Below are 18722 nucleotides of genomic sequence, written 5' to 3'. Positions count from 1 at the left end.
GCGGCCGCCCGGCTCATCGGGGCAGCCTGCGCGCGTCCAGTGCGCCGAACAGTCCGTCGGCGCGGTTCCAGCCCTCCGCCAGGCGCGCGGCGGCGTCCCGCCGCCCGGACGCGAGCGCCCCGGCAATCTCGCGGGTGGCGTGCGCGTGCAGGTGGGCGCGATACCGCGCGTAGTCCGCGGCCGAGTCCTTGCTCACCATGAACGGCCAGTCACTGGAGACGGTGAGCAGGGTCTCGCGCAGTATCTGGTCGGCCACGTGGTCGCGGGGGAGCGGCCCGTCCAGCGAGGCCCGCTGCGACAACGCCTTGTCGACGGTGCTCAGCGCCGTGTCGACCACCTCGTTGTTGAGCTGGACGAGGTCGGCCACCTTGTCGCCGGCCCACACCTGCCAGTCCTTGCCCGAGCCCCACGAACTGGGCGGCAACGCGACCGGGCGCCCGACGAATCCGCCGGCGATGGCGTCGCTCAGCGTCCCCACCCGCACGCCGGCGGCGGGCAGGGCGCGCAGCAGCCGCTGCAGCCACGTCGGGCCCTCGTACCACCAGTGGCCGAACAGCTCGGTGTCGAAGGCGGCGATCACGTGCGCGGGCCGCCCGATGCGCTCGGATTCGCTCGTCAGCCGGTTGCGGACCACGTCGACGAAGTCGGCGACATGGACGTCGACGGCGTGGTCGGCGCGCTCGGGGTCGTAGGGCGCCTTGGCCTCCGACGCCACGTTGCGGCCGGTCACCCGCGCCGGCTTCAGCCCGGTGAGGTGGTCGTAGGTGTGGAAGTCGCGGTAGGCGGCGTGCCCGGGGTAGCCGGATTTGGGCGACCACACCCGGTAGCTGACCTGCAGGTCGCGGCCGAACGCGACCACGTCGGTGTCGCCGACCGGCCGGCCCAGCGCGGTGTCGCCGTGCAGCGACGGGCCGTCGACCATGAAGTGGGTGACGCCCGCGGCGGCGTAGTCGCGCTCCATGCCGGGCGCATAGGCGCACTCGGGCGCCCAGATCCCGCTGGGGCCCTGCCCTTTTCGCGCCCCGAGGCGCGACTGCGCGTCAGCCAGCCCCTCGCGCAGGGCGAACTCGCGCAGCCGCGGCGCGAGCAACGGCTGGAAGGGGTGGGCCAACGGGCCGCCGAGCAACTCCACCGTGCCGGCGTCGATCAGGCCGCGCAGCAGCGGACTAGCGCCGTGCCGCCACCGGGTGGCGAAGTCCTCCAGCGCCCCGTCCGCCTCGGCGCATTCCCGAATCCCCAAGGTGCGCAACGCTTCCGGCGTGCAGGACGGGTAATTGGCCGACTTCGAACGCGCGGCGGACCTGACGCTGGCGGCCTCGGCGGCCCGCAGCCGCCAGTTGGCAAGCCAATGGTGCATGCCATCCAGGCAGTACGGGTCGTCGAGCTGCGCGTTCACCACCGGGGTGACGCCGAGCGTGATCAATCCGCCGCGGTCCTCGTCGGCCAGCGTGCTCAGCACCCGCATCAGCGGCAGATACGCCGCCGCCCACGATTGGTAGAGCCACTCCTCGCCGACCGGCCACCGGCCATGATGGGCCAGCCACGGCAGGTGGGTGTGCAGGACCAGGGTGAACATGCCGGGCACCCGGTCGTGCGAATTGCTCACGGCGCTACCGCGATCGCGATCAGATCCAGGCTGTCGTCGATGTCCCGGGGACCGCTTTCGATGTCGAAGTCGTCGCACGTCACCGCGGCGACGTCGGCCAGCAGCGCCGGCGGCCATGGCGCCCCCGGGTCAGCGGACATTGCCCGCTCGATCTGCGCATCGATGATCGAGCCGCCGTGGCGGGCGTCCATTTCCCGCAGCCGCGGACCGTGGAACAGCCCGCTGATCGACACGTCCCGAAAGCCCGCGTCGACCAGCAACTCGTTCAGCTCGGCGGCGTTGAGTTCGCGGGTGTGGAACGGGTTGATCGGGGTGTCGCGGCCGGGCGAAAAGGTGACCCGGTTCGGTGTCGACACCATCAGCAACCCGCCGCGGCGCAGCACGCGCGCGCATTCGGCGACGAATTGTGCCTGATCCCACAGGTGCTCGATGACTTGGAAGTTGACCACAATATCCACCGACGCCTCAGGCAGCGGCAGCGCCGCGAGGTTGGCCTGCATGACCTCCACGCGGGGGTAGTGGCTGCGCACGTGCGCGACGGCGGCCTCGTCGTAATCCACGGCCACGACCCGGCGGGCGACGGCGGCGATCAGGTCCGCGCCGTACCCCTCGCCGCAGCCGGCCTCGAGCACGTCGCGGCCGGCGCATCGTCCGGCCAGCCGCTGGTAGACCACCTCGTGGCGGCGGAACCAGTAATTTTCGATATCCAGGCCGGGGATGGTGCGCTCGCCGGTCAAAGTCAGCACGGGGTCGGCCGCCGGCGAGGGATCGCCGGGGCTGTGCCAGGGGGCGTCGGGAACGGTTGCGCTCATCGCATAGGCAGGCTAACGCGAAGTGTCGGATTCGCGAACCGGGAACGGGGCGCCCCCGGTCAACGAGGGTGGACACGCCGGAAGAACCCGCAGTACCACCCGCTATGGTGTGAAGGCAGGCCGCACAAAGTTACCGAGTAGTAACACGACCGTGCGCTGCGTAACGCGTACTGAAAGTCTCGTGGTCGACTGCTGCGAGACTCCTTCGAGGAGGACGAACCACACCCATGACGAACATCGTGGTCCTGATCAAGCAGGTCCCAGACACCTGGTCGGAACGCAAACTGAACGACGGCGATTACACGCTGGACCGCGAGGCCGCCGATGCAGTGCTGGACGAGATCAACGAGCGCGCCGTCGAAGAGGCCCTGCAGATCCGCGAGCGTGAGGGCGGCGAGGGCTCGGTCACGGTGCTGACCGCCGGCCCCGAGCGTGCCACCGAGGCGATCCGCAAGGCGCTGTCGATGGGAGCCGACAAGGCCGTCCACCTCAAGGACGACGGCATGCACGGCTCGTGCGTGGTGCAATCGGCGTGGGCGCTGGCGCGCGCGCTGGGCACCATCGAGGGCACGGAGCTGGTCATCGCCGGGAACGAGTCCACCGACGGCTCCGGTGGCGCGGTGCCGGCCATCATCGCCGAATACCTGGGCCTGCCGCAGCTGACCCACCTGCGCAAGCTGTCGATCGAGGGCGGCAAGGTCACGGGCGAGCGCGAGACCGACGAAGGTGTCTTCACGCTCGAGGCGTCGCTGCCCGCGGTGGTGAGTGTGACCGAGAAGATCAACGAGCCGCGCTTCCCGTCGTTCAAGGGCATCATGGCCGCCAAGAAGAAAGAGGTCACGGTGCTGACCCTCGCCGAGATCGGGGTGGAAAGCGACGAGGTCGGGCTCGAGAACGCCGGGTCGACGGTGCTGTCGTCGACGCCGAAGCCGCCGAAGACCGCGGGTGAGAAGGTCACCGACGAGGGCGAGGGCGGGAACCAGATTTCCCAGTACCTCGTGGCCCAGAAGATCATCTAGACGAGCACCCAACCCAGAGACGAGAAGAGCGAAGAAACCATGGCTGAAGTTTTGGTGCTCGTTGAGCACGCCGAAGGCGCACTGAAGAAGGTCACCTCCGAACTGATCACCGCCGCCCGGGCGCTGGGCGAGCCGGCCGCCGTCGTGGTCGGCAAGCCCGGAACGGCCGCGCCGCTGGTCGACGGGCTGAAGGAGGCGGGCGCCGCCAAGATCTATGTCGCCGAGTCCGACGATGCCGAGAACTACCTGATCACCCCCGTGGTGGACGTGCTGGCCTCGCTGGCCGAGTCCAACGCGCCCGCCGCGGTGCTGCTGTCCGCCAACGCCGACGGCAAAGAGGTCGCCGGCCGGCTCGCGGCCCGCATCGGATCCGGCCTGCTGGTCGACGTGGTCGGCGTCCAGGAGGGAAACAAGGCGGTGCACTCCATCTTCGGTGGCGCGTTCACCGTCGAGTCGCAGGCCAACGGGGACACCCCGGTCATCACGGTCCGCGGTGGCGCCATCGACGCCGAGCCGCAGGCCGGTGCGGGCGAGCAGGTCACCGTCGAGGTGCCCGCGCCCGCGGAGAACGCCACCAAGATCACGGCCCGCGAGCCGGCGGTTGCCGGCGACCGCCCGGAGCTGACGGAGGCCACCATCGTGGTGTCCGGTGGGCGCGGCGTGGGCAGCGCGGAGAACTTCAGCGTGGTCGAGGCGCTGGCCGACTCGCTGGGCGGCGCCGTCGGCGCGTCGCGCGCCGCGGTCGACTCCGGCTACTACCCGGGCCAGTTCCAGGTCGGCCAGACCGGCAAGACGGTGTCGCCGCAGCTGTACATCGCCCTCGGCATCTCCGGGGCGATCCAGCACCGCGCGGGCATGCAGACGTCCAAGACGATCGTCGCGGTGAACAAGGACGAAGAGGCGCCGATCTTCGAGATCGCCGACTACGGCGTGGTGGGCGACCTGTTCAAGGTCGCCCCGCAGCTGACCGACGCCATCAAGGCACGCAAGGGCTGAGTTTTTCGGCCCAAGAGCCCCCGACGCCGCGGTGTCGGGGGCTCTCGCGTATCACCGGGGCTAGCGCACCGCGGTCACCATTGCCTCGATGCGCCGCAACGCGATTGCGCACACCGTGACATAGGGCGCCGCCCACCACGGCGCGGCCATGCCGACCCGCGATCCGTCGCCCACCGGGTCCACCCAGTGGCGCGTCGCGGGGACGCCGGCGACCCGCCTGCAGCCGGCGCGCCTCCGATGTCGTTCAAGGTCTTGCCCTACCCACCCGGCTCGCCGCGCTGGCAATCAACCCTTCGTACCCGGGCCGCGTCTTCTACTGCGCGACATCGACATCAATGGCTTCCGGACCGCCCGCTCGACGGTAGCCCGCGCCGCCGAGCATGCCTTGCCCGCCGCGCGCAGCCGGCGGGCTGTATCGGCTGTTGAGCGAGCACGGCGTGGCGCGCGGCGACGCCAAAAACGCACAACCCGATCCCGTCCTGCAGCGGTGGACCGCCGGGTGGCACGGCGAACCTCTCGCCTCATCGGCGGCTGCCGTGCTGGGACGCAAACAGCGGATCATGCAAGAAGTGGTCGGCGCGGAGCTGTTGTCGCGCACCACCACAGCGGAGCGGTTCTAAGTTTTCTCCACCGGCCTGACGCTGGCAGTTGAACCAGGTTGGCGGGAGCAGTATTGCAAAGACGCGCGCGCCCGCGCCAGCAACTCGCCCGCATTAGCAGGGCACGATCAGCTATGCCGTCGGTGAGGAGCCGCATTGCCCGGGTGGCGAATGGGTGGCGATCCGGCCGAGGTGCGGGGCCAGCGAGCGGGTCAGGCATCGAGTACGACGCTGTCCACCGGTGTGGCGCAGCACAGCAGGACCGATTCGGGGCCGGGTTGGTCAAGCGGCTGGGGTTGGTAGGTGATGTTGCCCGAGATGAGCGAGGTGATGCAGGTTTGGCACACCCCGGTTCGGCATGACCAGTGAACTGGGACGTCGCATGCTTCGGCGAGTTCCAGAAGGTTGGCGAACCGGTCGGAGAACGGGACCTCGATTCCACTGCGGGAGAATGTAATTGACGGGCCCTCGCCTACCGGGCCGTCGGGTGCGTGCGGCGTAGTTGTTCCGTGCGGGACGGCGCTGGGGCCGAAGGCTTCGGTGAAGATGTGGGCGGGGTCAATACCGAGGTCGGTGACGGCCATAGTCATGGAGGTCATGAAGCCAACGGGCCCGCAGATGTAGACCTCGGAGTCGGCAGGGATGCCTAGTGTGCTCAGCGCCGCGGCAGCGGGGCGACCGTAGTGGAGGTGTTCAGCTGTGGCAAAGGGGTTTTCAGGAGGGATATCGCCGGTGTAGAAGATGTGGGCGGCGGCTGCCGGGAAACTCGAAAGGAGGTCGGCGACTTCTGTGCAGAAGGGCCGCTGGGTCGGATTTTTGGCAACTTGTAGCCAGGTGATGTGTCGTCTGCTGTGTTTGGCGGCCAGGCCGTACAGCATGGACAGAAGCGGGGTAACACCGATGCCGGCGGAGGCGAACAGGATAGGGCGATCGGAATCGGAGAGAACAAAGTCGCCTCGTGGTTGGGCGGCTTGCAGGGCGTTCCCGGCGGCAAGGTTGGCGTGCAGCCAGGCGCTGACGACTCCGAGGTCTTCGCGTTTGACGCTGATGCGGTAGCGGCCGCCGGTGGGTGGCGAGGATAACGAGTAGTTGCGGACCGCCGGTGACTTGCCTGTTGTAGCCGGTACGCGGATGGTCAGGTATTGGCCCGGGGCGAAGGCTGGTAGGTCGGTGCCGTCTTGTGCGGCAAGAGTGAAGGAGCGGATCTCGGGTGTTTCGTCGCGCAGTTCGGTGATGATGACGGGTTGGAAGCCGTTCCAGGCTGGCGAGGTGGGTTGTTGGGCTTTGGCGAGCAGGCCAGCGAATGAGTCGCGCCATCCCCGGCTCAGTGCGGGCATGTGCATTGCGCGCCGTAGGTCGTCGGGTTTGCGATTGGGCAGATACAGCAGGGCATCGATGTCGGCGACGGATAGTGAGATCGCGGGACGCTCGAGGTGTTTGACGGTGTCGCCGGCGCAGACTTCGCCTTCTTCGAGGACGCGAAAGTAGAAGCCCGGTCGATGGTGGGCGACCAGCAAGGCGGCCATGGTGGGCACCCCCATGCGGACCCCGAGTTTGTAGCAGGTAACCCGCGGTTGGGTGACTTCGAAGACGGCGGTGCCGATCCGGTAGCGGTCACCGATGTGGACGTCGGTGTCGGAAAGACCATCGATGGTGAAGTTTTCGCCGAATTGGCCGTAGCTGAAATCGTCGCGGCCGAGTTGTTCTTGCCAGTAGGTATAGGACTGGGTCTGGTAGACGAGGATGGCGCGGTGTTCGCCGCCGTGGCCGATCTTGTCGGCTTGCTCGTCGCCGTCGATGTTCAGTCGCCGCACCTTCTGGGGTCCGTGGGCCGGCGATTTCCAGATCGCGGTGTTCATGGTGCCGCCAGCCCAGGAACGTTCGACTGGTCGGCCGATGTTGACTGACAGAAGGGTAGGCGGCGCTCCGGTTGGCTCCGGGTTCATCGGCTTCATCCTAGCGGCAGTGGGTGAAATAACCCAATTACTGCAGGGGTCGCCTGTCGTCGTGGTTTTGGATTCGTGGCTGCCACGAGACGACTTGCTGGCGCGCCCATTATCTGGGGACGAAGACCTCAAACGACCGGGCTGGGGCCTCACGCTTTGTCGGCGGTGTGGTGATATGGGTGATCATTACGAGGGGGTTGTCTTGTGCCGTATGTCGTCATTGAATGGATGTGTCCGCAGCGCCGACACGGGCGCGTGTAGAGCGGCAACACCCGCGAGGTGGACGCAACCATTCACAGCGTCCGTGGAACCAAGCCTGCTTGGTCGGATATGTCGATGCCTGCCCCGTGTCGACTTTTCGCCGCGGTTCCTGGTCACGTTATGAGACCGGGCAGCAGCACGGTTGGTGAGTTTGAGACGACCGAGGAGGAACCCGTCGTCATCGGCCTTCACCACGACCGGGCCGCCCCCGTCACGGGAATGATGGGCAATCCAACGCCCTGGGTGAAATAACCCAGTCAGCCTGCTATCGTCGATAGCGTCTTCTGACGCAGGGCCGCTTGGCAGGCGGCCGAGGGGAAGATGGAGAGCAAAGGTTGCCGCGCATTGGCTTTCGCTACGGAGGCCAACTCTCGGTGACGGTCGATACTCGACCCATACCCGGGCTGAGCTTCTTCAGACGTTTGTGCGGCAGCTGCCTCGCTCGCCGATGTTGGTGACACCGAGGCACGCGGCGGCAGTTGTTCTCACTCGACATCAGGACCTTGAACCCACTCGATCGATAGGACCCCAGGCTATGGCCAGGCTCGACATTCCACAGTCGGTAAGCGACGCTCCGGAGGAGTCACAGTCGACGCTTGACGTCGTGGGTAAGCGTTTAGGTTTCGTGCCCAACGTGCACCGTCTGCTGGGATTGAGCCCGAACGCTCTGGCAGGCTTCATGCAACTGCAGACGGCGTTGAATAAAACGCTGGATGCAGCGACACGTGACAGCGTCTCGTTGGCCGTGTCGCAAGCGAACGGGTGCCGGTATTGTGTGGGCGCCCATGGCTATACCGCCGCGAGGTTCAACGGTTTCAGCGAAGGGGAGATTGCCTTAGCGCGTGAGGGTAAGTCGTCTGACCCACGTCGTCAGGCAGCTGCGACGTTCGCACGCCGGTTGATTGAAACTCGCGGACAGGTCAGCGATGACGATCTCCGGGCGGTGCGGGACGCTGGTTACTCCGATAGAAACATCGTCGAAGTGGTGGCGCTGTCGGCTCAGTTTCTGCTGACGAATTTCCTGAACAATGTCGCCGACACCGAGATCGACTTTCCCGAGCCGGCGAACCTGCCGGAACGGAGTCTCTGAGCCCGATGGGTGACTGATCGGGTTCGCCGGCGCCGCGGTCGGTGACGTGACCCCGATGGCGTCCTGGTGCGCAAGTGGGTGGGTTGATCGTCACGGACCTGTACCGCAGGATCACGTCTCGATTTCTGTCCGATTGCGCGGCCCCGGTTCTCCCGGGGCGGGCGCCGGTCTAGCGGGAGACTCGGCGAGCAACGTAATAGTCGTGCTGTTGCTCAAGAGTGTAGGCCAACGCAGTGGCCATGAAGTCCTGGTCATAGTCGAGCCAGCGTTGGGTGCGTTGGCGTTCGAATTCGCTCCAGGACGTGACCGTGAACCGCTCGAGGTAGCGGTCTGGATGCTCGACACTGTGGTAGAGCCGCCAGCTGTGGCCGCCGGTGCGCAGCCGCGACCTGCGCACCGCGCCCATCGCCTCCAGAAAGGTCTCGACGTTGGCTTGGGGCACCTGGTAGCGCACCGTGACCAGAACCGGTCCGTCGTTCGGGCAGGGCTCGAACATGAGAGTCGGTGTGGGCCAAGCGTTCGAGACGTCGATGCTCACGTCGGCGATCGACGGCCGCAGCGGAAGCACCACGACGCTTAGCGCGACAGTGCCGAGGACTGCGGCCGATACCGTCATCGCCAGAGTGAGTCCGGCTTGGGTGGCAAGCACGCCCCAGAGGTAGGACCCGATCGCCTGTGTTCCGGTGGACACCAACAGATATACCGATAAGCCGCGGGCTCGCACCCAGCGCGGCAACGACATCTGCGCTTCGGCGTTTAGCGTCGTCAGCGTCAGCAGCCACGCCGCGCCCGACAGCACCAGCAACGGAAGGGCGGCGTCGAACGGCAACCACGCCATCGCAACCGGCGCCAGCCCGTATGTTGCGGCGCTGAGGGCGAGCAGTCGGTTGGCAGAAAGGCGTCGATGTAGCGGCGCCGCCACCCCGACCGCGAGGACGGCACCACAACCGATGGCTCCCAGTGCGGCACCGTAACCGCCGGCCGACAGATGCCAGCGGTGAGCTGCCGCTACCGGTAACAACGCGAACACCGCCGAGGCCGGCAACAAGAACAGCACCGCGCGCAGCAGGATTCGCCGGATAATGGGCCCGTTCTTGACGAACATCAGTCCGTTGATGATGGCCTGGCCGAGAGGTTCTCGCTGGATAGGGGCGTGCCGTGTGGGGCGTTTCCAGGCCAGCAACGCCACGATGATGCCAACGAACGATACGGCATTAATGCCGAAGACGGCGGCGGCGCCGGCAACTGCGACGGCGATTCCGCCGATCGCCGGACCGATTGCGCGCGCGGCGTTCGCGGCCATACTGGCCAGAGTCGATGCCGCCGGTATCTGTTCGCGCGGAATGAGTTCGGGCTGAATGGCCTGCCATGCGGGAGCGGTCAGGGCCGCGGCGCAGCCGATGGCGGCGGTCAGTACGAGAAGCGTTGTCGGGGTGAGGTAACCGGCGTAGGCCAGAGCAGCCAGGACCAGCGCCGCAACGACGGCGTAGGATTGCAGAACAATCAGCAGCCTCCGCCGGTCAAAGACGTCAGCCAGCGCTCCGGCGAGCAATCCCAGCAGCAGTGTTGGTCCCTGGCTGGCCGTCTGCACCAGCGCCACCACGACATCGGTGGCGTGGTGCTCAATCAGGAACCATTGAGCGGCAACACTTTGCATCCACGTTCCGATGTTGGAGCCGAACTGCGCAGCGAACAGACGACGGTACACGCGGCTGCGTAGCGGATCCCATGACGACGGGTGGGTAGCCGGTGCGTTACCGGTTTCTGGCGTCGCCGACGGAGAACTGATGTTGACGATCCTCTCCGTGCAAGTACTGGCCCCCGCCGCCCCAGCGGCTCGTGAATACCTCGAATCCCTCAATGGGAAGAATAACCCAGTCAGAGAGCATTGTCATCGGGGGTCGGCGTGGTAAGGGCGGCGGCACCGTGCAGTCGCGGTCAGGGATTGTGATGTCATGCAACTAAGGCCGCGGAAGCGGCTCGAGCAGTGGGACTTCCATACTGGACGTCAAGCGGCATTGACATTCAGGCCAGCGTGCGTCCAACGCCCGGAGTCGGTTACTCAGACGTTAATGAGCTTCATAAAGCCCCTCAAATGCGGGGCGGGTAATCACTGTTTTCTGGGTTGCCACCTGATGACGATCGGCATGTTGCCGCGACCCGGCGTCGGGGCGTGGTGTTGCGAGTCAGCGGTCGGTGGTGAAAAACGCGCTCATTTCTTCGAGAACCTGTTCGGGAGCCTCGTGGAGGAACCAGTGTCCGGTGTGGAATGCGACGCCGGTGGCCTGTGGTGCGGCGCTGCGTATTGATGTCAGGAAGTCGTCGAGGTAGGGAGCTTGTGCCAGTACACGGACCGGGATCGTCAGCGGGGTGCGCATCGCGGCCTGGTTGTCGCGTTCGTCTTGCGGCCAGGCCTGGTAGTACCGGGAGCCGTGGTGCAGCGCGCCGGGGCGCTGATAGGCGCGGACGAATTCATCGACGGCAGCCGGTGGTATCGGCTGGTTGTTGCCGGGTGAGAGGTGGCGAAAGATGTACTCCAGCCAGAGCCGTTCGCGTCCGATGACGAGTTGTTCGAACAACGGTTCCTGACTGTGAAACCCAAGGTGAAACGACAGTGCTTGCACCTGAGCGAACAGCAATGTTCCGCCGGTGATGGGAAAGTCCATCAACATCAACCGCGAGTAGCGGTCTCGCCACTGCGTAGCCAGGGCGTAGGCGATCGCGGCGCCAAAGTCGAAGCCGGCGACGTCAACGTTCTGTTGGAAACCTAGACGGTCCAGGAGTTGATTGACGTAATGGGCGAGATGCACTTTGTCGTGCGCGGGGGGTGTCCCGCTGCTGTCGCCGAGTCCGGGCGGATCGACGGCAATAACTGTGCGCCGTGTGGCGAGGTCGGGCATGAGTCCCCACCAGCTGAACCAAGTTCCCAGAAAGCTGGGCACGAGCAGTAGTGGCGGCCCTTGGCCGCCGAGGACGTAATGCATTTGCAGTCCGTCGATGGTGGTGAAGCCGTGCCGGAAATGCTGGGCGAAAACGGGGTCGTCGCGCGTGGCGGCGTCATAGCCCGCGCTGAGCGGGGTCTCGGTTCCTGGGATGGTCATCTGCCTCCTGGCCGCTGGCATATGCGGGCGGGCCGGTCATCGCCGGCTGGGCTCAGCGTATGTCAGCTCACCATCGCATCCGGGGTGGTGCGTCTGCGAGCCGCTGTCGTTGATGCTGTTGCAAAGGGCGGCTCGCTACGGTATGTGGTCGTAGCGGAGATTCGCCGCTAGTGTCCTGAGTCATTAATTCGTCGGCAGTAGTTGGCGACGGATTCGAGGATTTGGTCGGCGGTTTTGGTCCAGACGTAGGGGCGGGGGTTGTCGTTCCAGGTTTGGATCCAGGCACGGATGTCGGTGTTGAGTTGGCGCACCGAGGTGTGGGTGCCGCGGCGCAGTTTCTTGGTGGTCAGTTCGGCGAACCACCGTTCGACCAGGTTCAGCCACGATGAGCTGGTCGGGGTGAAGTGCAGGACGAATCGCGGATGTGCTGTGAGCCAACGCTTCACCGCTGGGGTCTTGTGCGTGGAGGCGTTATCCAAGACCAGGTGCACGTCGAGATCGGTGGGTACTTCGGCGTCGATCTTGCGGAGAAACGCCAAGAACTCGGTGGCCCGGTGCCGCGAATGAAGGGCTCCGATGACCTTTCCGGTGGTGAGGTCGAGTGCGGCATACAGGCTGGAGGTGCCGTGACGAACGTAGTCGTGGCTGGCGCGCGCGGGGGTGCCCGGCAGCATCGGGAACACTGGCTGGGTCCGGTTCAAGGCTTGGATCTGAGTCTTTTCATCCACGCACAGCACCAGGGCCCGCTCGGGTGGATTTAGATACAGCCCGACGACGTCGCGGACCTTGGCCACGAACAACGGGTCCTTGGACAGTTTCCACGAATCCTGTTTGTGCGGAGCCAATCCGAACGCTCGCCATACCCGCGAGACCATCGACTGGCTCAGCCCGAGATGCTCGGCCATCGATCGGGTCGACCAGTGCGTGGCATCCGCTGGGGTGGTCTCCAACGTCGCAGTGATCAACGCTTCGATCTGCTCATCGCCCACCAGCCGTGGCCGGCCAGGACGCGGCTCATCGAGCAACCCGTCAAGCCGGTCGGTCACAAACCGCGTCCGCCACTTACGAGCACTGGAAATGTTGATATCGAGCTTGTCAGCGATCGCGGTATTGCTCAGCCCATCGGCAGCGGCCAGCACGATCCGCGACCGCATTGCCAACGCATTGGCACTGTTGGATCGCCTCGACCACGACAACAACTCAGACCGCTCGTCTTCGGTCAGATCCACCACGGGTGCGACAGGATTCGGCACCCACCAAGCTTAAACGCTAATGATGAATTAACGACTCACGACACTAGGCGGGTGTGCCTACCGGTGTGAGGTGATGTCCGAGTGCTTCGAGGTCGGCGACGATGACGTTGGGTTGCGGTAGTCCGGGGACTGGTAGGGGTGCGTTGCCTGGGCGGGTGATGAGCGCAGAACTGTAGCCGGCGGCTTGGGCGCCGACGGTGTCCCAGACGTGGGCGGCGACCATCATGCACGAGGATGGCGGCACGCCTTCTTGTTGGGCGACATAGTGGTAGACCGCGGCCGATGGCTTGTAGGCGCGGCACGTTTCGATGGTGTATTGGTTGGCGAAATAGTCTCTGAGGCCAGCGTGCTCGAGCGGGGTGGGCGCACCCGGGGTGTGCGGGGAGTTGGTCAGGGTCACGAGCCGATATCCCTTGTCGCGCAGCAGTGTCAGTCCTTGAGCGACGTCGGGGTGAGCGGGCATGGTTTGCATCCCTTTTTTGATCAGGGCGGCGTCGTCATCGGTGACGGTGACGCCATGAATGTCGCCGACCATTTTCAGCAATCCCGGGCCGAGGGTGAAATAGTCGACGTAGAGCCCGGACAGGGTGGCAGTCATCGAGTACATGATCAGGTGGCCTAGCCATTCTCGCATGGTGCGGCCGTCGCCGAATACTCGTTCGAAGATCGGTGTCATGGATTCGAAATCGATCAAGGTTTCGTTGACGTCGAAGACCAGGACTGTCGGTTCGGCGGGTACGGGCCATTGATCTGCTGCAGGCTGGTGAGTGTTCATGGTGTTGTCCTTACGGGGCGGTCGTGCGATGGATGTTGGCGTGTGCTTCGCGGGCGGGGGTTGTGCTGATAGTCGTGTGCGGGGTGGGTCAGGTGGCGGGTTGCGGTGTGTGAGCGTGTTTTTCGTAGTCGACGAGGCGGGCTTGCAGTCGGGGGTAGGGCAGCGAGTGGGGCGGGAGTGTGTCGTCGCGGATGGCGCGTGCGGCTTGCGCGGCGGCGAACAGGCTTGCGCTGTAGGGCATCGATCCGGTTGACACGCGTGCTACTCCGAGCTCGCCAAGTTGGGCCAGGCTCAGCCCGGGGATGGGCAAGGTGTTAACAGGGCAGGAGATGGCGGCGGTGATTTCGGCGAGCTCGGTGCGGTCGTTGGCCAGCGGTACGAAAATTCCGTCCGCGCCGGCCGCGATGTAGCGCTGGGCCCGTTTGATGGTTGCGGCGGGGGTGGCGTCCTGGTTGAGCCAGTAGGTGTCGACGCGGGCGTTGATGAACACGTCGGGGCAACGGCGTTTGATCGCAGCGACTTTGGCGGCCGCGGCGTCGGGATCGACGAGGTGCGAATCAGTGCTGTCTTCGATGTTGATCCCTGCCAGTGGTAGTGCAGCGACGTAGTCGGCGACTTCGTCGGGGTCGTCGCTGTAGCCGTCTTCGACATCAACGCTGACATAGCAGCCCAGGGGAGCCAACGCCGCGGCCAGGGCGATGTTGGCGTCGCGTGTGGCGCGGCCACCGTCGGCGTGGCCGCCGCTGGAAGATAAGCCGAAGCTTGTCGTGCCGACCGCGGTGAAGCCGTCTTCGAGATAGCTCAGAGCTGAAGGCACATCCCAGGCGTTGGGCAACACGAAGGGAACGTTGTGGTGGTGCAGGTCGTGAAAGCTCATTAGCGATACCTTTCAGTCCAGAGAAATGAAGAATCCGACTTGAGCGACGAACGCCGCGATGAGCACTAGACCCGAGACCACCCAGCGCTGCGGATCGCCGATGTCGTCCGTGCCTGGCCTGCAGATCGGTGGTGTGGCATCAGGCATTTGCCGTGGCGCAACCGCATCCTGGGGCGCTGCAGTGATCATCGTGATCCCAGCCTGCCGCTGCCGGTGCCGTGACCGAATCGGCGGCGGTCGCGGCGTTGCCATGCGCTGGTGGGCATCTGGATTACCCTGCGCTAACGCCGCCGTCGAGGAACAATGTCTGTCCCGTGAGGTAGGCGGATTGGCTGCTGGTCAGGAACAGGATCGCCTCGGCGACTTCGTCGGGGCGCCCGGCCCGGCCCTGGGGAATGGTGCTGGCGAAGGCGGTTTGCATCTCGGCGCTGCCCGCAACGCGGGCGAACATCGCGGTGTCGATGAAGCCTGGCCCGATCGCGTTGACGCGGACCCCGTGCGCGGCGGCCTCCAACGCCGCGCTGCGAGTCAACCCGATGACGGCGTGCTTGCTGGCGACATACAGCGCGCCGTTGGCAAATCCTTTGTTGCCGTAGATCGAGGTTACATTGACGACCGCGCCGTTGCCCTGGCGTTTCATCGCCCGCAGTTCATATTTGAGTGACAGCAGCGTACCGAGCACGTTGGTGTCGAACGAGTCGCTGTACTGCTGTTCGCTCAACTCGGTCATCGGCGCCAGGGCCCCTTCGGTTCCGGCGTTATTGACCGCAACATCGAGCCGCCCGAAAGACGTCACGGCGGTATCGATGAGCTTTTCCACTTGGGAGTCTGAGCGCACATCCGCGCGAACGAACACTGCGTCCACGGCGCCGGCGGCCTTGAGATCACCGACCAGCCGCTCGCCGACCTCGGGATGGCGACCCGACACCACGACCACGTCACCACGGCCGGCGAAGGCTTTCGCGGTCGCCTCACCAATACCGGTCAATGCTCCAGTGATCACGACGACGGCCTGCGTCATACAACTCCTCACGAGTGGGTTGTCTATCCCATAGTTCGCCGTCGCGGTCCTGGTGTCAATGCAGTGCAGCGAATCTTATTGACTTCCAAGTGCTGAGGGGGGGCGACGTTCGACTAGTCGCGGCCGGGTAGCCTGCCGACAGCCCGCCCGATGCGGCGTATCAGAACGCCGGCGGAGTGTCCTCCGCCGGCGCCTGGGTCGACTCGGCTCGTTCACGTCGACAATGTGGTTGTTGCGCCACCGTCTTCGCGGTGTCAAATATCCACCACATCGCCGGCGATGACGGTCGGTGCGCGCGGGCTACGACTTGCCGCCTGCGCCACCACCACCGATACGCCGGCCACCGCCAGCACCTCCACCGCGCCGGCCGCCGCCGGCGCCTCCACCGAATGATGCTTCGTTGCAGTCGAATCCACTCACGAGTTACCCCTTTTCTGATGATGTGATGCGTCACTGCGTGATGAGGCAGTGCCCGGGTGGGTCAGGCCACCCAATTTCATCCTCCGCGAAGTAATACGACAAGTCAATGGCATGACCGGGACGCTCGCCGGGCTCTTTCGCCATCGAACGGCGGTACGACGGCATGGGCCATACGCATGGGCCGTGCTTAGCGAGCCGCAACCTCGCCGAGTTGTTGTCAGCCGCGGACGGCGGCGATGAAAGCGTCGAGTTCACGGGATATGTCGGGACCTGATGGTTGGATCATTACTTCGGTGGCACCGTCGGCCGCCATCGCTGCCACGGCTTTGCCGATTGCCTCGGCGCTGCCGGTCAGCGTGGTGGAGGGGATCGACACGTGGCCCCCGGCCCGCCAGGCGGCCATGTCAGCCTCGTTCATCTCCGCCATGTGCCCCTGGTGGATGTGAAGGTGGCGTTCGCGTTCGGGAATGCTTTCGATCACCTCCAGCCAGGCCGTACCGCCAGGCATGTCGGCGACGGCAGCGGCGCCTTGGCCGGTGTAGACGAAATGGAACATACCCGCCCATGCCGGCCCGACTGCCAGCCGGACCCGTTCGTCGGCTGGCTGTTCGTTGTCCTCGAGCACGGTGCCGAAGACGGCGACGACCGCGCGCGGAAAGCGTCGCTGGTCGGGCAGCACGTGGAAAAGGGAGATTATGCCGTCGGCGGCGACGCGCTGCGCCACCGCAGCACCTTTGGGGCCGATCGCACTGACTAGCAATGGGATTCGAAGTGGGAGCGCATCGGCCTCGTGAGAGGTCAGCATCAGTTTGATCGGCGCGCCTTCCCAGTCGACCACCTCACCGGCCAGCAGCCCCTGGTAGGCACGCATGTAGGCCTCCATGTAGGCCCACCGAATCGGCGGTTGGCCGATGGCGGCGCGGCTGGAAAAGCCGGTTCCGAACGCCGAGAAGATCCGCCCCGGCGCGAGCTTGCTCAGCGACACCGTTTCAGCTGCGTTGACTAGGGGGTGGCGCTGGGTGGGGATGAGAACCCCAGGGCCGAGTTCGATCGTGCTGGTCATCTGTGCCGCGCGGTGCAGCCCGAGCCAGACGTCGTCTCCTTCAAATGGGGTGTCGAAGAGGTACGCGCGCCGGTAGCCCAGCTTCTCGGCAGTGGCGATGTGTTGCGCAGACTCGAACGTCGGTGCCAGCCCGACGCTTACGTCGATATCGGTCATGGATGCTGTCTCCTCGCGAAGCGGTGACACCCGTGTCGGCGCGGGATCAACCCGGTAGCTATTTCGCGGCTACGCAGGACTGTCACCGACCGGACCTCACTGGGTTATCTAACCCAACGTAGGGAGGTGGGGCGTGTTCTGTCAACGAGCTCCGCCAGACCGCGGTTTGCGGGGCTCCGCGGTCGAGGCGATGGCCGGTCGAGTGCGAGGCATGCGTGCTGAGAATCGCGTGCAGCGCCGAGAACGAGCTCCACTGTAATCGGCGCGTGCACCTTCGGCTCCCAGCCGCCGACGCCCGCGGTTTCCCTCACATCGCCTGCCGAGGGTTGTGCAGGCTCCCGCAGTAGATCTGTTCAGCGGGGGCGCTGACGATGCGCGCTGGGGTGGCGCGACCGCGCGGTGGGGAAGCGCGGTGTGTTCAGCCATGAGGTCGGGCGTTGCTTTGCCGGGGCAAAGTGGTACTCACTTTACGTTGCCCGCCTGCCCTCGAACCCCACGATTGCTGGCGTTTTGCCTACTTGTTCGATGTCTATGCCGAAAGTGACAGCTGTCCCAGGAAAGTCCGGATCAGCGCGGCGACCTCGGTCAGCGCGGATTCCAGGAGGAAGTGACCGCCGTCGATGAGGTGGATCTGCGCGTTGGGTAAGTCATCTGCGAACGCAGTGGCGCCGTCGGGTCCGAAGATGCCGTCACCTTTACCCCACACCGCCAGAAGAGGTACCTGGCTGGTGCGGAAGTAATCATGCAGGGCAGGGTACATCGGTGCATTGGTGCCGTAGTCGACGAAGAGTTTGAGCTGTACCGCGTCATTGCCGGGCCGGGAGATCAGATTGTAGTCGTGGTACCAAGATTCGGGATTGATCAGTGATTCGTCGGGAACTCCGTTGGTGTATTGCCAGCGGGTTGCATCCAGCGTGAGGTACTGCCGTACACCGGGTTCGGTGTCGGCGTTCGGATTCTGCTGCCAGGCCACGATCGGCTTCCAGAAGTCGGTGACAAAGCCGGCATCGTAGGCGTTGCCGCTTTGGCTGATGATCGCGGTGATCGCCGACGGGTTGGCCGTCGCCAGTCGCCAGCCGATCGGTGCACCATAGTCCTGCACGTAGAGTGCGTAACGCGAGACACCGAGATGAGCCAGCAGCCCTGACGTCAACTCGGTCAAAGCGTTGAAGGTGTAGTCGAACTCGGTGACCGGCGGCGCGTCGGATAATCCGAACCCGAGGTGATCAGGTGCGATGACGTGATAGGTGTCGGCCAGCGCAGGCACCAGTTCGCGAAACATGTAAGAGCTGGTGGGAAATCCATGCAGCAGTAGCACGACCGGTGCGTCAGTGGGGCCGGCTTCGCGGTAAAACAGGCGGTGGCCGTCGATCTCGGCGAATCGGTAGTGGACAGTCATAATCATTTCTCCTGTGTCAGCGGTGCTTTCAGCAATGGGTGGCGCCGCATGACTGGATGCGGACGATAGGACAGCGCCCTCTCACTGTAAGTCAACACAGCGCGCATTGGGATATTCACCCCATCACGCTGTGAGTGGTTGTGCGCCGAGCCGGCCGATTAGTTCAGCCGCTCGGGCCGTCTGGCTGATCACCGCATGGGGAGGCGCTCAGTAGGCCGAGCACACCCTGCGGCCCCCCGATACCGTGATGGCGTGAAGACAACTGGGTGACGTGACCCAGCAGGACTGCTATGCTCGCGCTGAAGTCTAAGAGGTACGCGAAAGTTTA

General features: G+C 65.2%; 16 protein-coding genes. 4 read left to right on the top strand and 12 right to left on the bottom strand.

The genetic code is table 11. The annotated features are described in order from the left end of the window. Positions 1–13: 13 nt before the first annotated feature. Together ACEL92_RS19195 and ACEL92_RS19190 are read right to left on the bottom strand one after the other, a co-directional pair. A complete protein-coding gene (locus ACEL92_RS19195) occupies positions 14–1576 on the bottom strand; it encodes a 1,4-alpha-glucan branching protein domain-containing protein (protein WP_374026281.1) in 1563 nt (520 codons plus the stop codon). Between the two features lie 26 nt (positions 1577–1602). Beyond that, positions 1603–2418 (bottom strand): class I SAM-dependent methyltransferase, encoded by an 816-nt coding sequence (locus ACEL92_RS19190; protein ID WP_374022262.1) that lies wholly within the window; start codon positions 2416–2418, stop codon positions 1603–1605. Between the two features lie 227 nt (positions 2419–2645). On the opposite strand from ACEL92_RS19190, the gene ACEL92_RS19185 reads away from it, so the two are divergent. The 3 genes from ACEL92_RS19185 to ACEL92_RS19175 all read left to right on the top strand — a co-directional run bounded on the left by ACEL92_RS19185 (position 2646) and on the right by ACEL92_RS19175 (position 5053). Further along, positions 2646–3437 carry an electron transfer flavoprotein subunit beta gene (locus ACEL92_RS19185; protein WP_374022261.1) on the top strand — a complete coding sequence of 264 codons (792 nt, stop codon included), beginning with the start codon at positions 2646–2648 and terminating at the stop codon, positions 3435–3437. A 39-nt stretch (positions 3438–3476) separates the two neighbouring features. Beyond that, positions 3477–4433: an electron transfer flavoprotein subunit alpha/FixB family protein gene (locus ACEL92_RS19180; protein ID WP_374022260.1), complete on the top strand. Its 957-nt coding sequence runs from the start codon at positions 3477–3479 to the stop codon at positions 4431–4433. A gap of 422 nt (positions 4434–4855) precedes the next feature. Further along, positions 4856–5053 (top strand): hypothetical protein, encoded by a 198-nt coding sequence (locus tag ACEL92_RS19175; protein WP_374022259.1) that lies wholly within the window; start codon positions 4856–4858, stop codon positions 5051–5053. 191 nt (positions 5054–5244) lie between these two features. Here ACEL92_RS19175 and ACEL92_RS19170 read toward each other — a convergent pair whose 3' ends face one another. Then, positions 5245–6978 carry an MOSC domain-containing protein gene (locus ACEL92_RS19170; RefSeq protein ID WP_374026280.1) on the bottom strand — a complete coding sequence of 578 codons (1734 nt, stop codon included), beginning with the start codon at positions 6976–6978 and terminating at the stop codon, positions 5245–5247. 796 nt (positions 6979–7774) lie between these two features. Between ACEL92_RS19170 and ACEL92_RS19165 the strand changes: the two genes are divergently transcribed. Then, positions 7775–8329 (top strand): carboxymuconolactone decarboxylase family protein, encoded by a 555-nt coding sequence (locus ACEL92_RS19165; protein ID WP_374022258.1) that lies wholly within the window; start codon positions 7775–7777, stop codon positions 8327–8329. A gap of 169 nt (positions 8330–8498) precedes the next feature. Here ACEL92_RS19165 and ACEL92_RS19160 read toward each other — a convergent pair whose 3' ends face one another. The 9 genes from ACEL92_RS19160 to ACEL92_RS19120 form a co-directional block, all read right to left on the bottom strand. Beyond that, positions 8499–10118 (bottom strand): MFS transporter, encoded by a 1620-nt coding sequence (locus ACEL92_RS19160; protein WP_374026279.1) that lies wholly within the window; start codon positions 10116–10118, stop codon positions 8499–8501. A 397-nt stretch (positions 10119–10515) separates the two neighbouring features. Beyond that, positions 10516–11430: an alpha/beta fold hydrolase gene (locus ACEL92_RS19155; RefSeq protein WP_374022257.1), complete on the bottom strand. Its 915-nt coding sequence runs from the start codon at positions 11428–11430 to the stop codon at positions 10516–10518. 167 nt (positions 11431–11597) lie between these two features. Continuing rightward, entirely contained in the window at positions 11598–12683 is a 1086-nt protein-coding gene (locus tag ACEL92_RS19150) for an IS630 family transposase (protein ID WP_374021365.1), read from the bottom strand. A 43-nt stretch (positions 12684–12726) separates the two neighbouring features. Continuing rightward, entirely contained in the window at positions 12727–13458 is a 732-nt protein-coding gene (locus ACEL92_RS19145; RefSeq protein ID WP_374022256.1) for a haloacid dehalogenase type II, read from the bottom strand. Positions 13459–13546: 88 nt separating this feature from the next. After that, positions 13547–14335, bottom strand: a complete 789-nt coding sequence (locus tag ACEL92_RS19140; RefSeq protein ID WP_374022255.1) for an isocitrate lyase/phosphoenolpyruvate mutase family protein — start codon at positions 14333–14335, stop codon at positions 13547–13549. Between the two features lie 271 nt (positions 14336–14606). Next, positions 14607–15356, bottom strand: a complete 750-nt coding sequence (locus ACEL92_RS19135; protein ID WP_374022254.1) for an SDR family NAD(P)-dependent oxidoreductase — start codon at positions 15354–15356, stop codon at positions 14607–14609. A 254-nt stretch (positions 15357–15610) separates the two neighbouring features. After that, positions 15611–15772: a hypothetical protein gene (locus tag ACEL92_RS19130; protein ID WP_374022253.1), complete on the bottom strand. Its 162-nt coding sequence runs from the start codon at positions 15770–15772 to the stop codon at positions 15611–15613. Between the two features lie 221 nt (positions 15773–15993). Next, positions 15994–16995 (bottom strand): LLM class flavin-dependent oxidoreductase, encoded by a 1002-nt coding sequence (locus tag ACEL92_RS19125; RefSeq protein WP_374022252.1) that lies wholly within the window; start codon positions 16993–16995, stop codon positions 15994–15996. 529 nt (positions 16996–17524) lie between these two features. Beyond that, positions 17525–18397 carry an alpha/beta fold hydrolase gene (locus ACEL92_RS19120; RefSeq protein ID WP_374026278.1) on the bottom strand — a complete coding sequence of 291 codons (873 nt, stop codon included), beginning with the start codon at positions 18395–18397 and terminating at the stop codon, positions 17525–17527. Positions 18398–18722: the final 325 nt, after the last annotated feature.

The sequence above is a fragment of the Mycobacterium hainanense genome (assembly GCF_041890355.1).
In the GTDB taxonomy this organism is placed as follows: domain Bacteria; phylum Actinomycetota; class Actinomycetes; order Mycobacteriales; family Mycobacteriaceae; genus Mycobacterium; species Mycobacterium hainanense.
Note: the sequence above shows the minus strand (reverse complement) of the source record. Positions and strands in the feature narration are given on the sequence as shown.